Raw genomic sequence first — 17,155 nt, forward strand, 5'->3', positions numbered from 1 at the left:
TTTGCTTCATTTTTTACTGATATAACTGGACATCATGGTTGACCACCGTTGACATGCAGCAGAAGTCATTCATTTTATCTCATTCAATTGAGACAGCAGAATCTCCAGTTCCTCTTGCTCCAGATGACGCCATTGCCCCCGCTCCAGTTGATCCAGCGTAATATTCATAATTCGCACGCGCTCCAGCTTCAGGACTCGGTACCCCAAGGCTTTGCACATTCTGCGGATCTGCAGGTTGAGACCCTGTGTCAGAATAATACGAAATACATTGTCACTTTGCCTATACACTTCGCAGGGCTTGGTCACCACGTCCAGAATTTCAACGCCATCAGACATGGACTTTACGAATTCGTCAGTTATGGGTTTGTCTACAGTCACTACATATTCTTTATCATGATTATGCTCCGAACGCATCATCTTGTTCACAATGCCTCCGTCATTCGTAAGCAAAATCAACCCCTCAGATGCCTTATCCAGCCTGCCTATCGCAAATATGCGAGAAGGATAATTCATATATTGAATGATGTTCCCCTCCACATGTTCTGCTGCTGTGCAGACAATACCGATGGGTTTGTTCAAAGCAATGTAGACAGGTTCGCTGTCATTACGAGGAATCTGCTTGCCATCAATGAGTACCACATCGTGAGGTTCAACTTCCGCCCCTTTTTCACATACCCTGCCATTGATCGTTATGCGTCCGGCCGCAATTAAACGGTTCGTTTCCCTGCGGGAGCAGAATCCCGTTTCACTTATGTATTTGTTAATTAACATGTGTCACCACTTCTCATCTATAGTATTGCCACTGGTTCTTTGAATGCTGGTATGTTCATTCGCTTCATGCAATGAGTTAGTACCTTGTACTGATTTTCATTCCACATCATCTCATTTATACTGAAACGAAGCAATGAATTGTTATATAAAAACACATACAACGTTACATAGGAAAGCCAAAATACACTCTGGAAGGAGTTTCTCATGTACAAAGTTACTCGATTTACAGTTGACCCCGATGATCCAAACCAAGACTCTGGCATGTGGATTGGTGGAGAAACTGCATACATTTCCGACTGGCCTCTCAACCCTGAGGGGCAACCTTTATTGCATCTGTTCTCCATCAATTGCAATACACTTTCACAGCAGATCCATATCCCTTCTTTACCACAAGATAAATATATCTCGGTCTTCTCGACCTACTCCGCCTCCGAATACTTTCTGGATCAGGTAACCTATACGGGAGATGAACTGGAATGGAACGAGAATATTGTTGCCGGATGCACTTATGTCTCGGTATCTTCGCATCCACTCACTTCCGTATGTCCCGTTCCACCCATTCCGTTAAGCGGCGTACGTTTGATAGAAATGGAGTTAGACGAACGGGAGTTCCCTGCATTTTCATTTTTCTCTCCCACTGTACCAAACGGTGTGAAAGGAATTGACCATTTGCTAGAGGAACATCAACTGGTGTGTCAAATATATTCCGGAGATTTTCCTGAGCCTTATCGGGATATATTGGGTCTTCCCGATGCAAATGGTTATTTATTTTTGCGAAAGGGTCCCGCGTCTGCTCACGCACCATTCGATGGAATTTTCTTTGTACAGACTGCTTAAGAGCGATACGTGGAAGTCAGGTATCATCATATAAAACGGTTAATCAGAACGTTTCCCGTCTACCTAGACAGGGAACGTTTTTTTATATATGCACGTTTTACTATTCTCGATCAATACAGATGCCAAACCCTGTTAAAAGGCATATGGATTGAATCATATCTACCCTTTCGACACGAAATCGTTTTAGAAAAAACTTAGCACGAGAAATATTTCTTTTCATCAAAATTTAACATTATTTTACAACAAAAAGCATGTACATTTGGACAATTATGGTATAAGTTATATATGAAATAAACATTAATTACATAATATAAAATTTATATCCATCTAGGAGGCGGGCTTTTGAAAAGAATATTCGCTCTAAGCTGCGGTTTTTATCTGTTAATCGGCATAACCAGCGTTGTCCTCGGTGCACTTCTTCCTGTTTTATTGTCACATTATGAGCGCGGTTACAGTGATGGCGGATTTTTGTTATTTCTGCAGTTTCTTGGATTTCTTGTCGGTGTCATCGCAGCTCCTGCCCTGACAGCCCGTATCGGAAGAAAAGCGATGCTGACCCTAGCTCTGATCTGTATTGTAGCCGCCTATATAGTACTCGGTTTTCTGCCATCCTGGTCTGTAGTTCTTCTTCTCACAATTATCGTAGGTTTCGGTTCAGGTATCATCGAACCCTCTGTAGGTGCATTCACGATCGAATTCACTGAGAATCAAAAGGCGGTCGCCATGTCCAAGCTGGATGTCTTCTTTGCTCTTGGAGCACTTCTCATCCCGGCTGTCGCTGCTTTATTCATCTGGATGGATCTGTGGCATCTTACTTTTTATACGGTGGCCGTGTTGTCACTGGTTCTTATGCTGCTGTGGATCACTATGCCCCGGCCAGCCGCACTGTATCTGGAACAGGCTGGCGAGAATACAGTGGCACATGCAGCAGGTAAAGCCCAATATTCGAGAAAACATCTGGGTCTGCTGACGATCTTCGTCATCTTCTTTTTCATCTACATGGGATTGGAATTGGGATTGATGAACTTCCTGCCTTCCATTCTCGTAGAACGATTGCAGCTTCAGGAATCCGTCGCATCGCTGAGTGTCTCCATCCTATGGATTGCGATGATCATCGGTCGTCTTTTCTCCGGGAAAATAGCGGAAGCCGTCAACTATATGCCTTTCCTGATCTGGAGTACAGTCGGTACGTTTTTGTTCACATCCGCTATGGTATTTGTAACTGGACAGTGGGCAACGTATGTACTCATCTTCGGAACCGGTCTATTCATGTCAGGGCTGTTCTGTATCGCACTGGTCTATGCTAATGTTTTGATTCCCGGTATGACCGAGCGGACAACCAGTATCCTGATCGCATCGGGGGGTATTGGGGGTGCCATCTTGCAGTATGTGACTGGATGGAGTATGAGTACAGGGCCTGTCGTGAATACAATCTGGATTTTGGCCGGATTCTGTCTGATCCTGCTGCTCACATTGATGGTCTCTCATCTATGGACTGTAAAAAATAAAAATAATGCAGTACGTACTGCTCTCGCACAACATAGCAAGAAAATGTAAACATCGTTTCTTAAGGGAGGTGATGCCCGTATCATCCGGGATTGTTGAGCTTCGTTCGAGCTAGTACACCATTATATTGGAGGAAATCGTATGCAAACTTTAACCAACAACCGCTTCATAGCCGGAAAAGGGATTAAGTTGATTGACGATTCAGGTGTTGAATACCTGGACGGCGTGTCGGGAACATTCAATCTGTCACTGGGCTATAATCACCCACATGTAGTCAGCAAAATTCAGGAACAAGTCGGCAATCTGACGCATATGTCTTCCTCCTTCACTGAACCGTACGTAAATGAAGTACTTGATCACTTAATCGAATATGCTCCAAACGACATTAATGCCGGATGGATGCGGGATATCACTGGTTCAACTGCCAACGAATGTGCAACCAAAATTGCACAGAAGTATACCGAATCAACAGACATCATCAGCCTGTATCTATCCCATCATGGGCAGACCCAATTTGCCACCGGGATTTCGGGAAATGCCTTCCGGCGGAAACGGTTCCCCAATTCGGCTGTGGCTAACGCTGTCCATGTACCTGCCCCATACTGTTATCGCTGCCCATTCAAATCCTCAAATGGAGACTGCGGATATCAATGCGTTGAAGCTATATCAGATGCGATAGAATATGCAAGTTCTGGCTCAGTCGCCTGCATGATTATCGAACCTATTCTCGGAAATGGCGGCAATATCATCCCTCCTCCCGGATATTTCAAACGTCTGCGTAAACTGTGTGATGAGTACAATATTATTCTCATTGCTGACGAAGTGCAGACAGGCATCGGTCGTACCGGAACCATGTTTGCCAGCGAACTGTTTGATATCCAGCCTGATATGATTACCCTTGCAAAAGGTCTTGGCGGGATCGGCGTACCTGTTGCTGCGGTGTTAATGCAATCCCGGCTGAATGTGCTCGAAAAGCACGAACACTCCTTCACCTCAGGAAGCAATCTGATCTCCGTAACCGCTGCCAAATCCACCTTGGAAGTGGTATCCGAACCCGGGTTTCTGAATGCGGTGAAACGCAAAGGTGAAATTTTGGGTGAATTGCTGCAAGAATTGGCTATGAAATACCCAAGTATCGGTGAAGCTCGTGGTGTCGGGTTAATGTGGGGGTTGGAGATTGTAGGTGACGGTAATGAACCGGATACGCTCAAAACCAATGCCATTGTTGACCGTGCTTTTACAGATGAGCATCTGATCTTGAGAAGTTCAAGATATGGCTTCGGTAACGTTGTTAAGGTTCGGCCTTCCCTTACCACAACCGAAGACGAACTGGTTGAGATTGTAGAGCGGCTGGATTCGGTGCTTGCCAGCGTTAATTAGTGAGGAATTCATATTACACTCGAACACTACACAAACAGAACAACCTTTCGATCGCTGTTATCTCTGTTTTTTTGATTCCCTTTCTCAAGGGAAAAATCCGTGGATAGCGTATGCTCCCGAAGTAGCTTTCTTTCAGAAAGCTTTGAGGCGAACGCTTCGCTTCTCCAGAATCGATTTCGTCCCCTTCACTACTTTCGTATCTTGTCAAAAACTGTTTAAGATGAATCGCTATATTTATATTTTATATAATTATAAGGAGGTTATATCATGCTTGCATTGGTATACAAATCGGCTTGGGATGTGGCTCTTGAGGAAAGGCCTGTCCCTGAAATTACAAGAGATTATCAGGTGTTGGTTCGTATTCGGGCGACAGGTGTATGCGGTACCGATCTCGGTATTGTCAGCGGCAAATATCATGCGGTTCCTTCTGTCATTCTCGGTCATGAGTCTGCCGGGGAAGTCATTGCTGTTGGCTCTGCGGTAACGACATTACAACCGGGCGACCGTGTTGTGATCGATCCTACCTACTATTGCGGACAATGTGACATGTGCAGAACAGGCAGACAAAATCATTGCACACACAAGTCTGTTACCGAGACAGGTGTGAGTGCTGACGGGACATTTACAGATTATTATGTGACCGAGGATCGTTTTTTGTACAAATTGAAGGACCATGTGAGCTATGAGGAAGCGACTTTGACGGAACCGCTCAGCTGTATGCTGACGGGGATTAATCAGATTCATCTACTGCCGAATTTCAGAACAATCATCCTCGGTGCAGGCCCGATTGGCATTCTGTACAGCTATGCGCTCGCTTCCAAAGGGGTTACCGGCTGTCTGGTTGACATCTCCGAAGAACGCTTAGCCATTGCAGGTTCCATTGCACCTGATCGTTGGGAAGTTCATTCATCCTTCGAAAATGCAATAGAATCACTGTCACCCGCAACCCATCAGGTCGATATGATTGTGGATACAACTGGCGTTGTGGGCACACAAGTGCTATCCCAGCTCGCCAGCGGCGGTTACCTGATGCTGGTTGGTCTGAGAGATGGAAACACATCCTTCAATCCCAAGGAAGTTGTGGACCGCAGTCTGAAAATTATTGGTTCCATCGATTCTCTGGGAACATTTGCAACCGCACATTATATGATTGAACAAGGGATTATTCCGGCAAAAAAAATCATCACCCACTCCTTCCCGTTGGAGGATTACGAAGAAGCATTCCGCACACTTGGCTGCGATATTCAGGGACGCACACTTCAAGCCTCTTCACATGCCATTAAAGTTGTGCTGCAATCCAGCGGTTCCAGTTTCTAAAGTGGAACGTTAACCATGAAAGGACTACATTAGAGATATATGTATACACAATCCTGGAGGAGGAATACAACATGGCAGTAAACAAAGAATCTAACGGACTGGGAGCCCCCAATGATGACATCATTCAAGCGGTCATTTTTGACATGGATGGTGTACTAATTGACAGCGAACCGATTTATTTCGAGATTGAGCGCAGCTCTTTTACCCATTTTGGAGCAAGGGTGACTGATGAAGAACATCATAACTATGTAGGAGTTACGCTGGAATCCATGTGGCAGCAAGTATTGGACAAACATCAGCTGACAGCTACGCTGGAAGAAATATTTGCTTATCATCAGCATAATGTGATGCAAACGATGCTCGCCCATCCCAATTTGACGGCAATGCCTTCCGTGGAACGCTGGTTACGCTGGCTACATGAGCAACACGTACCCATAGCCGTAGCTTCTTCCTCTCCACGTGCACTGATTGATTTGATCATGGACAAAACCGGACTTGGACAATACTTTGAGGTGCGAATGACAGGTGAGGAAGTTACAAACGGCAAGCCGGCACCAGATATTTTCCTGACCACCTCTGAGATGATTGGTGCATCTCCTTCGAATTGTCTAGTGATCGAGGACTCGCGCAATGGTGTTCAGGCCGCCAAAAGTGCAGGCATGCGCTGCATCGGATATCGTAATCCGGGATCAGGCAATCAGGACTTATCCAAAGCCGACCTTCAGATTTCCAGTTACGATGAGTTATGGACATTGAAGGACACACTGCCCTTTGAAGGCAGATTGCCAAGCTTGTCAAAGCTTCGCTGAGACGATCGTAATTTAGGAATGAGTATTCAGAAAAGAAACAACCCAAACGGCTTCAATTCATTCGAATTGGAGCTGTTTGGGTTTTGCTTGCTGCAATGGGTGTTACATGTGGACACATGCTGTAATTTCAACTAAACCGAAAGATCGAGACTTCTACCCAGATTGGGATGAGGAGCAGGCATTGACTTCAACATTTCCGCCATCTGCTGGCCTTGCTGCTGTGCCATGTCTTTTGTAATCGACATCACTTGCAAGCTTGCCGACTGCACCACTGAAGCTTGGCTCATCGCCATTGATAATGCTGCAATATCCATGTTCTGCACTCCTTTCACTTTCTGATTACATGATGTACTTATTATATATCGGTCAGAAGGGAAGAAATGTTAAAAGGTCGATCAAAATGTTGATCCGACCACGTAAGAAGCTTTATTTCTCCATCTACAGTAATTTTCCAGCTATCATCATTAACGGAGCATAAAAAGGGGATGCCTCAGTCATGAGCATGACTGAGGCATCCCTTATTAAAGTTATTTTATTCTAATGAACCTGGCACACGCTATTCGCTCTGATTTGCACAGGTCTGTGGTGTAACGAATCACTGAGACATTATTTCGTAGATTGGGTCGTTTTTTAGGTTCTGACACCCTGATATGATGAAATAACGTTACTGAGGTTCGTTAAAGATTGCTATTCACGTCTAATAACTGTTCGACGTACTCAACGCAAGTTTGTTTATTTTAACTTCCGGGTTACTTACCACCTGTTGAATCATGGAAATAAAGTGTTTTTGAATCTGTTCAACGGTAGATGGGTCATACACATTGGCATTGTACATCAATATGATCTTCATATTTTCATAAGGCTTGACGATCAAGGTAAAATCAAAACTATTGTGTTCTGTACCCCCAACATTCATAATCTCAAGCGGTATTTCGCCTTTCTGACCCAGACTCTCCATTCGGTTCTCTACCGGGAAGTTCTGATACACAACAACATGATTAATCAGAGATTGTTTTTGCTTGGTCAGATTTTGAATATCATATAACGAATACGTATCATATGCATGTGACTCCACAGCTTGTGCCTGATTCCTTTTCATTAGAGATATAAATGACTCATCGGCCTGAGCCTGGATCCGAACAGGAATTGCATTAATAAATAATCCAATCATGCTTTCGATCCCAGGAATGACAGGCGGTCTGCCCGATACAACACTTCCGAATACAACATCGTTGCTCTCATTGTATTGTTGCAACAATACACCCCAGACCGTCTGCACTAATGTATGGAGCGTTACATGCTGCTGTTCCGCAATCTGTTTCATTTGCTCGATTAGTACATCATCCAAATAACAGTTTAACGTTCTGGAATCCTGTCTTTCATGTTTCGGTTTGATTTTTTCTCCAGGCAATTTCGTTTGTCCTTCATAACCCTTCAGGTAATGAGTCCAATACGTTATTGCACCTTGATGATCTTGCTGTTCCAGCCATTCGATGAATTGACTATATGGGGTTAATAGAGTCACTTGAGGCTTTCTATTTTCCCGAATCGCAAAATAATTTTCAAATATCTCTTTGCTTACAAGAGACATACACCAGCCGTCCATCAAAATATGGTGAAAACTCCATATGACGCGGTATTCCTCAGGCTCTATTCTCAAAACAGACATACGGATTAGCGAATCTCGTTGTAAGTCAAATCCTCTTGCCTTGTCCTGCTCGATATACTCGTCAACATACGTTTTACGTTGCAGCTCACTTGTGCCAGCTACAACTTCATAGTTAAATTCAAATTTCTTCTCTTGATACACGATTTGAAGAGGGATATCCACGAAATCACTGTAAAAATTAGTTCTTAATATCGCATGCCTTTGCATTAATTGATCCAAACTTTGCGCAAAAGAGGCAACATCCAAATCTCCACGCATATCAAACATGATTTGTACAAAGTAAGCGCCCGAAATTGGATTCCGTTCACTTTCGTACAACATTTCCTTCTGTAATGGTGTAAGTGGGTACACATTTTCGATTCGACCGATGTGCCCAGTGTGTTCCACGATTTGATCCAATTGATCAATGGTTAATGACTTGCATGAAATATCACTTGGCGTAAGCTCGGTTTGTTCCTTCCTTACACAATGTTCAACGACTCTATTAAGACCTTCCTTATAGAGACAAGCCAGTTGCTCCATCGTTTCCCGGCGATATTGTTTTGAACTATAGTTAATGGACAACGACAACCGCCCCTCTGTAACAATGCCATTGATATTAAGCACAAAAGGTCTCTTGTTGTTTTCACTTACGGATGGTCCGCTGGAATAAGGCGAGAATTTAATGCCATCTTGGCCCGAATCCTGATTCACCTGTCCCATATAGTTGAAACTAATTTCGGGATTTTTCTCTAACTTGAATCCTTCATTTCCATGTGACAAATACCTCGAAATCCCGTAACCAATGCCCTTGGTTGGGATCTGGCGCAGTCCTTCCTTGACGGTCTTAATCTTCCTTGATAAGTCAGCCCCGGACTCCATCGTAATCATAACGGGGTACATACTCGTAAACCATCCCACTGTACGCGTAATGTCCAGCTCTGGCAGGATGTCTTCTCTACCATGCCCTTCCAGATTTACGAGGATTTCTCCCATGCCTGTCCAATCATGAACAGCCATTCCCAATGCCGTTAGCAATATATCATTAATTTCCGTATGGTACGCATGATGTGTTTGCTTTAATAATTGCTCGGTTTCCGCTGCTGTCCAATGAATGGTGATCGTTTCACTATCTTTGCCAATCGTCTCATCACAATCCCTATCTTTAGGCAGCGAGCTTAGCTGTGCCCGCTCCACACGACTCCAGTATGGATTCTCTTGCTTCATCGCCGGGCTGTCTGCAAACGTCGACAATTGTTCTGCCCATTGTTTAAACGAGGTCGTTTTTTGAGGAAGTCGGATTTCTTGGCCTCTCAGGAACTGGTCTTGCCCTGTCTGAATATCTTCATATAAAATACGCCATGAAACCCCGTCTACCAACAAATGATGAATGGCAATAAGCAGGTGATCCCCTTCAGCACATTGGAACAACCCAAGTTTGATCAAAGGTCCGTGAGACAGATCCATACCACTCTGAATTTCTTTTGCTTTATTTTCAATGAACGATGCAGGATCTGCTTCTGTTTTGAGGTCAACGATTTCAAGGCTGTATAATCCATCTTCGTCTGCCCCTCGGTTCCACGCTTCATATCCGCCTTCAGGCGCTTGTCGATAAAGGGTACGTAGAGCATCATGCTGTTTAACGATCTTATCCATGATGCTGTGAATGAAGCGGACATCAAACCCTTTTTCACGAAAGAACATCATTTCCTGATTGTAATGATGTGCGTCCACCATATTTTGATCAAAGAACCAGCGCTGAACAGGTGTCAGCATCACTTGTCCCGTAACTTCCCCTTGGTCAGAAATAGTGCTCACGGATGTAACGTGTTCACTCAACTCCGCTACTGTCGGATAGGTGAAGAAATGCTTCATTTCCACTTTATACCCTGCTTGGAGCAGTCGTGAGGAAACTTGAATACATTTAATCGAATCGCCCCCGAGTTCAAAGAAATGATCTGATGTACTAACCTTTTGAACACCAAGCACAGCTTCCCAGGCAGCGACGATCGCTTGTTCTACAGCGTTTTGCGGCGCCATATACTCGGTGCCTTTTTGCATACGTTCTTGTGGAGATGGCAATGCCTTTCGGTCAACCTTCCCATTGGAAGTTAACGGTATATGCTCTAATTGAACAAAATAAGACGGGATCATATAATCCGGAATTTCATGAGATAATGCCATTCTGATTTTCTTCGCTGTCAGTGAGCTGTCGCCTTTCCAGTACGCACACAACTGCTTCGAACCATCCTTATGCTCACGGGCAATAACGACTGCTTCCTGAATGGAGTCTATTTGCAAGAGCGCAGTTTCCACTTCGCCAAGCTCAATTCGGTAACCGCGAATTTTCACTTGATGATCGATTCGTCCCAGATATTCAATATTTCCATCCGACAGCCATCTTGCGGCATCTCCTGTGCGATACATTTTCCCTTTTGTAATCCAGGGATGATCAACAAATTTCTCTGCGGTTAAATCAGGCCGGTTCAGATAACCTCTGGCAAGGCCCTCACCTGCTACAACTAATTCTCCCTGAACACCGATCGGTTGAATGCGCTGGTGTTTATCCAAAATATAGGTCTGCAACGTCGGGATTGGTTTTCCAATATTGCTCTTTCCAGCATGTATTTCAATGTCGGTTATTTCCTTATACGTTACATGAACCGTTGTTTCGGTTATCCCATACATATTAATTAACTGGATAAATGGATATTTCAGCTTCCAATCCTTTAATAACACGGGATTGAGGGCTTCTCCTCCAAAAATCACTTTTCTTAATTTCAGATTTGTTGCATGACCTGCCAGTTCTTCCTGAAGAAGATGATAGAAATACGTTGGCGTTTGATTCAATATCGTCACTTGCTCGTTTTTTAACAATTGTAGAAATTGTTCCGGACTTTTTGCCGTCATTTGAGGTACGATAACCAGTTTTCCGCCATAGAGCAATGCTCCGTACATTTCCCATACCGAAAAATCAAAACAAAAGGAATGGAATAATGTCCATGTATCTGATGCATTAAAATCAAACAAATTTTTACTGTTGAACAACAATCGCACCACATTTTTATGTTCAATACATGTCCCTTTTGGTTTACCTGTCGTTCCTGAGGTATAAATTACATATGCCAGGCCTGTTGGTGCAGCAGTCATTCCCAAATTGGAATGATCTTCATGATAGGACTCAGGTTGATCCAGGCAAACGACCTCTCCTGCAAAAGAGATGCGTTCTTGCAAATGACTTTGCATTAATAATACATGTACGCCCGAATCCTCAAGCATGTAGTTTATACGATCCTCCGGATATTCAGGATCAATCGGCACGTATGCGCCACCCGCTTTCAAAATCGCAAGGATTCCTACAACCATGTCTAGCGAACGATCAGCGATGATCCCGACTAACTGATCATTTTGAATGCCTTTAGCCTTCAACGTTCTTGCCAATTGGTTGGCTTTCTCGTTCAGCGCTTGATAGGTCAAATGTTGATCCTCAAATACAACCGCAACGTGTTCAGGAGTTCTTGCCACTTGTTCCTCAAACAGTCCATGAATCGTCTTGTCCATTGGGTATTCAGCCATAGAATCATTAAAATGTTCCAAAATTTGTGTTTTTTCCTGTGTTGTCGTCAAGTCAATGTCATGGATCGCAATATTCGGATTGTTGACCACTTGCTCCAACATCTGAATCAAGTGACCTTGAATGCGTTCTACGCTTGCCCGATCATAGACGTTAGCATTGTAATAGAACATACATTTCATGGATTGGCCTGGTTTAATAATCAGATTAAAGTCATAGTTCGTTTGTTCATCTGCTTCTACATTCGTAATCCGAAGAGCTGTCTCTTCCTGATCCCCAAACTGTTCCATAATGCCCTGTACAGGATAATTCTCGAATATCAGGATATGATCAATCAAATTTTGCTTTTGCGATGTTTCTGCTTGAATCTCGTATAACGGATACGTGTCATGTGGATGCGAAGCGACAGCTTGTTCCTGATTCCGCTTCATAATCGCTGCAAATGTCTCGTTACCTTGAGTCTGAATGCGTACAGGAATGGTATTGATGAATAAACCAATGATTCGCTCCACTCCAACAATCGCCGCAGGTCTGCCCGACACCACGCTTCCGAATACAACATCCTCACTGCCATTATATATCTGTAGCAATATTCCCCAGGCTGTCTGCATGAACGTATTCAGAGTTACCTGATTCTGACTGGCCACATGTGCGATTTGTCCGGTTAATTCCTGACTTATTGTACAAATCATATGCTCTGAATGATATTCATCACTCTTCGTAATTGAATGTTCTTTTGGCAAAGTGGTCTGCTCATCATAACCTTGCAAATAGTCACGCCAGTATTTCAGGGATTCTTCATGATCTTGGTTGTCCAGCCATTCAATATAGTGTTTGTATGGAATCGTACTCTTTGCCTCCAGTTTTCGTTGTTCCTGAATAGCAAAGTATCCATCAAACAACTCCTGGATTACAAGAGACAGGCACCAGCCATCCATCAAAATATGATGATAATTCCAAATGAAACGATAGGTTTGGTCATGCGTTTGCAAGATCGAAATACGCATTAACACATCCTGAGACAGGTCGAAACCTTTTATTTTATCTGCTCTTGTATATTCTGCCACGTATGCTTCACGATCTTTTTCATTCATCTCACGCAAATCTTCGTATATTAGCCCATTCCGTTTATGACGGTATACCACTTGCAGGGGTCCATTCTTCCATTTGCTATGAAAATTTGTTCTGAGAATCGAATTACGCTGCATCAACTGATCCAGACTCTTCGTAAATGCTTCCACGTCTAACGGACCATGAAGATCCAGCGTAGTTTGAAGGAAATACGCTTCCGATTTTGAATGAAGCAAATGATGAAAGAACATTCCATTTTGCATCGGTGACAAAGCATATATATCTTCGATTTCACCAATGTGTTCCGATTCTTGAACAAATCCTTCTAATTCTTCAATGGTAATTCCTTTTAACGTTAGATCACTTGGTGTACATTCCGGCTTCTCTTTTGTCACACAATGCATCACGATTTCTTGCAGATGATCTCTAAAATATGTTACCACTCGCTCCATCGTTTCTTTTTGATATTGGGTGCGACTATACCGAAGGGACAACGTCAATTTGCCTTCCACAATTAAGGCATTCATATCGATAAGAACATTTCTTCTGTGATTGTCGCTTGCTGTTGCTCCGCCTGGATAGGGAGAGATCTGCATCCCGCTATTCTGAAGATCCTGATCAAATTGACCCAAATAGTTAAAACTAATTTCAGGATTCAAGGTAAAGGGCGTTTCTTGTTGATGTGCACTTAAATATCGTAAAATACCATAACCAATCCCTTTTTTAGGGATTTGACGAATCATTTCTTTGTTTGTTTTGATGAAAAGAGACATATTTGAACTTGCTTCCATATCAAGTACAACCGGATACTGGCTCGTAAACCATCCGATCGTTCGTGTAATATCGAGATCCGGTAAAATTTGTTCTCTTCCATGTCCCTCCAGATTGACCAGCACTTTATCCATGCCCGTCCATTGGTGAATAGACATGCCTAATGCATGGAGCAGCAAATCGCTAATCTCCGTTTTATACGCACGATTCGCTTGTTTTAATAATTGTTCCGTTTCTGCCGCTGACCATTCTATCGTGATCTCTTCACTGTCTTTTTCCAGTGCATGATCCGCTTCGAAATCTGTAGGTAACGGTTTATAGGTTGCTTGTTCAATTTCATTCCAATAGGCTAGCTCTTGCGTTATCGCATCACTGTTCGCATACAACTGAAGCTGTTCTGCCCATAATTGGAATGAAGCCGTTTTTTGCGGTAGTTGAATCGATTCTCCCTCACTTAATTGTTCATATCCTCTCGATAGATCTTCAATCAAAATTCGCCATGAAACCCCGTCGATGACGAGGTGATGAATAACGATGAGTAAATGATCTCCGTCTGCACATTGAAATACGCCCAGCTTCATCAAGGGTCCACGTTCCAAAGTGAACGTGCTTTGCATTTCGTTTGCTTTCTTCTCAATTTGTTGAGATGGATCTGCTAATGACTTGAAGTCCATCACTTCAAGTGTATATAAGGATTCCCTTGCCAACCCTTCATTCCACGCTTCATAACCCTGTTCTGTAAGACGATATACCGTACGAAGTGCATCATGATGCTCACTCAATTTATCGAATACACGGCGAAGTGTGACTTCATGAAAACCTTCTTTCCGATACAACATCACGGACTGATTATAATGATGGGCATCTACCTTGTATTGCTCAAAAAACCAATGCTGGATTGGAGTCAGCATCACTTTTCCAGTGATGATTCCCTGTTCTGACAGGGTACTTATGGGTTGAACATAGGGAATCAAGCTTGCTATGGTTGGATTTTTAAACAAATGATCCATCTGCACCTGGTAACCTGCTTGATATAACCTCGAAGAAACTTGAATGGATTTAATCGAATCTCCTCCAAGCTCGAAGAAATTATCCAAAATCCCAATGTTCTCTACCCCAAGTACCTCTTCCCAGATCGATACAAGTTGTTGTTCCACCATCGTTCGGGGTGCTTCGTACTCCATGCCCTTCAACATATGTTCTTGGGGAGCAGGCAAAGCTTTGCGATCGATTTTCCCGTTAGACGTGAGCGGCATCTGATCCAGCTGTACAAAATAGGACGGAATCATGTAGTTTGGCAGTTGCTGGGACAGCGCCTCCCGCAGTTCCCCGATCGTGATTGCATCCTCTCCTACCAGGTACGCACATAATTGTTTGGTTCCCGTTTCATCTTCTCTGGCTATGACGATGGCCTCTTTTATCTGGGTACTATTTAGAAGAGCCGTCTCCACTTCACCAAGTTCAATCCGGTGTCCACGAATTTTCTCTTGATGATCCACCCTTCCTATATACTCTATGTTCCCATCGGGCAGCCATCTTGCGAAGTCACCCGTCTTGTACATTTTCGCTCCCGAAACAAATGGATCATCCACGAATTTCTCCGCAGTCAGATCTGGACGGTTCAAGTAACCTCTGGATAGCCCTGCTCCGGCTACACATAATTCTCCCTGAACTCCAATAGGCTGCAATTCATTCCGTTCTCCTAAAATGTAGACTCTATTGTTCGCAATAGGCTTCCCGATTGAGATATTTTGATCTGCCGACTTGATCGACAGAACTGTGGATACAACACTATTTTCAGTCGGACCGTATTCATTACACACTTCGATGAGTGGATTGATGCGCTGCAATTTGTGTATTAAGGCAGGAACAATCTTCTCTCCCGCAGCCACCACATTTTTCATGGATGTCCAATCTTCCGCGCTTACTTGTTCCAATAGGGTCATCAAGAAACTGGGTGGACTTTGGATATGCGTGATTTGCTGTTTTTTGACCATCTTATTAATGGCTATAGCATCTTTACACTGTTGCTGGTTTAACAAATACACTGTCGAGCCAGATATCATCGGACCAAAGAAATGAGTAATAAATGAATCAAAAACGAAAGGATTCAGCATTATTACCCGATCATCTCCGGTAAAATGATAAAAATCCGATTTCCATTGCAGGGAATTCACAATGCTGGCATGTTCAATCATTACGCCTTTGGGATGACCTGTTGTTCCAGACGTGTAGATCATGTATGCCAAATCACTGGAGATCGCTCCATCTTCCAAATTTAAATGATCATCATAATGATTTATTTCAGAATCCAGAATGACACATGTCCCTGCAAAATGTTCAGGTTCCTGTATATGACTTTGATGCAGCAACCAAGCCACTTTTGAATCCTCAAGGATGTAATGAATACGGTCTGCCGGATATTCCGGATCGATTGGGACATATGCCCCGCCAGCTTTTAGAATACCGAATAAACCTATGATCATCTCAAGTGAGCGCTCTGCCATAATGCCAACGAACTGACCCGCCTGCACCCCCTTAGCTTGAAGCAATCGGGCCAATTGGTTGGATTTTTGATTTAACTCTCTGTACGTTAACTGTCTATTCTCAAATACGACTGCCGGATGGTCCGGTGTTCGTTCCACCTGTTCTTCAAATAATTGATGCATCGTTTTGTTCTGTGGATACCCCACCCTTGTATCGTTAAAGTCATATAACAGCTTGTTTCGATGAAACTCTGATAACATATCAACTTGACTTAACTCCAGATCAGGCTGGTTTAGAACTACGGAAAACAATTGGTCAAGATGCTCTACAATCTGAACCATATAATCGCGATCATAACGATCATCATCATAAACTAATCTTAACTGAATGGAGTCGTTCTCCAGATCAAAGTGGAACATCGTCGCCGCTTTTACGTTATTTTCATCAAGGGCAGGATGAATTTCATTTAACGAAACCAAGGTATGAATTAGAGGTACATGGTTCGAATCATACTGAACATTTAAACGTTCAACCATTTTTCTGAAAGGGATTCGTTGATGCTGAATGGCTTCGGTTAAACTGATCTTCACTTGATTAAATAAGGATTTGAATGACATCGCTTGATTGATATTATTTTTTAAGACAAGAACCTTATTCGAGAGCGATAGATCAGTGTTCTTTTCTTCCATCGTTGGTATACCAATAATCATCTTGGTTTCATTCGTGTATTTATATAACAGACACTGAACTCCCGTTAATAAGATCGTATATATCGCCATAGGAGCATTTCGCGACATGGACTTGATTTTATATGAAACATCGGCTGACAAAGACTTATATATATCATTCTGGTGCTGCGTATCGTCTGGGTGTTTGGAGGTTGTCTTGCAATAAGGCAAATGAACAAGATGATCATCATCTTCAAATCGGCTTGCCCAATACGATTCCTGTTTCTTGAAAATAGACATACGGCACCCCGATCAC

The 17,155-nt window shown here is 43.2% G+C and carries 8 protein-coding genes; 5 read left to right on the top strand and 3 right to left on the bottom strand.

Going from position 1 to position 17,155, the window contains the following annotated elements; translation table 11 throughout:
* Window positions 1-69 precede the first annotated feature (69 nt).
* A complete protein-coding gene (locus EL84_RS24430) occupies window positions 70-771 on the bottom strand; it encodes a pseudouridine synthase (RefSeq protein WP_036672780.1) in 702 nt (233 codons plus the stop codon).
* A gap of 204 nt (window positions 772-975) precedes the next feature.
* Between EL84_RS24430 and EL84_RS24435 the strand changes: the two genes are divergently transcribed.
* The 5 genes from EL84_RS24435 to EL84_RS24455 all read left to right on the top strand — a co-directional run bounded on the left by EL84_RS24435 (window position 976) and on the right by EL84_RS24455 (window position 6,620).
* Window positions 976-1,608, top strand: coding sequence for a hypothetical protein (locus EL84_RS24435; protein ID WP_047843439.1), 633 nt, complete (start codon window positions 976-978; stop codon window positions 1,606-1,608).
* A 342-nt stretch (window positions 1,609-1,950) separates the two neighbouring features.
* Window positions 1,951-3,165 carry an MFS transporter gene (locus tag EL84_RS24440; RefSeq protein ID WP_047843440.1) on the top strand — a complete coding sequence of 405 codons (1,215 nt, stop codon included), beginning with the start codon at window positions 1,951-1,953 and terminating at the stop codon, window positions 3,163-3,165.
* Between the two features lie 90 nt (window positions 3,166-3,255).
* Window positions 3,256-4,494: an aspartate aminotransferase family protein gene (locus EL84_RS24445; protein ID WP_047843441.1), complete on the top strand. Its 1,239-nt coding sequence runs from the start codon at window positions 3,256-3,258 to the stop codon at window positions 4,492-4,494.
* A 267-nt stretch (window positions 4,495-4,761) separates the two neighbouring features.
* Window positions 4,762-5,811, top strand: a complete 1,050-nt coding sequence (locus EL84_RS24450) for a zinc-dependent alcohol dehydrogenase (RefSeq protein ID WP_047843442.1) — start codon at window positions 4,762-4,764, stop codon at window positions 5,809-5,811.
* A 71-nt stretch (window positions 5,812-5,882) separates the two neighbouring features.
* Window positions 5,883-6,620: an HAD family hydrolase gene (locus EL84_RS24455; RefSeq protein ID WP_047843443.1), complete on the top strand. Its 738-nt coding sequence runs from the start codon at window positions 5,883-5,885 to the stop codon at window positions 6,618-6,620.
* Between the two features lie 131 nt (window positions 6,621-6,751).
* On the opposite strand, the gene EL84_RS24460 is transcribed toward EL84_RS24455, so the two are convergent.
* Both EL84_RS24460 and EL84_RS24465 read right to left on the bottom strand, forming a co-directional pair.
* Window positions 6,752-6,934, bottom strand: a complete 183-nt coding sequence (locus EL84_RS24460) for a YjfB family protein (RefSeq protein WP_036613510.1) — start codon at window positions 6,932-6,934, stop codon at window positions 6,752-6,754.
* Window positions 6,935-7,317: 383 nt separating this feature from the next.
* Window positions 7,318-17,139 carry a non-ribosomal peptide synthetase gene (locus EL84_RS24465; RefSeq protein ID WP_053061599.1) on the bottom strand — a complete coding sequence of 3,274 codons (9,822 nt, stop codon included), beginning with the start codon at window positions 17,137-17,139 and terminating at the stop codon, window positions 7,318-7,320.
* Window positions 17,140-17,155: the final 16 nt, after the last annotated feature.

The organism is Paenibacillus sp. VT-400, assembly GCF_001029205.1.
Lineage (GTDB): Bacteria > Bacillota > Bacilli > Paenibacillales > Paenibacillaceae > Paenibacillus > Paenibacillus amylolyticus.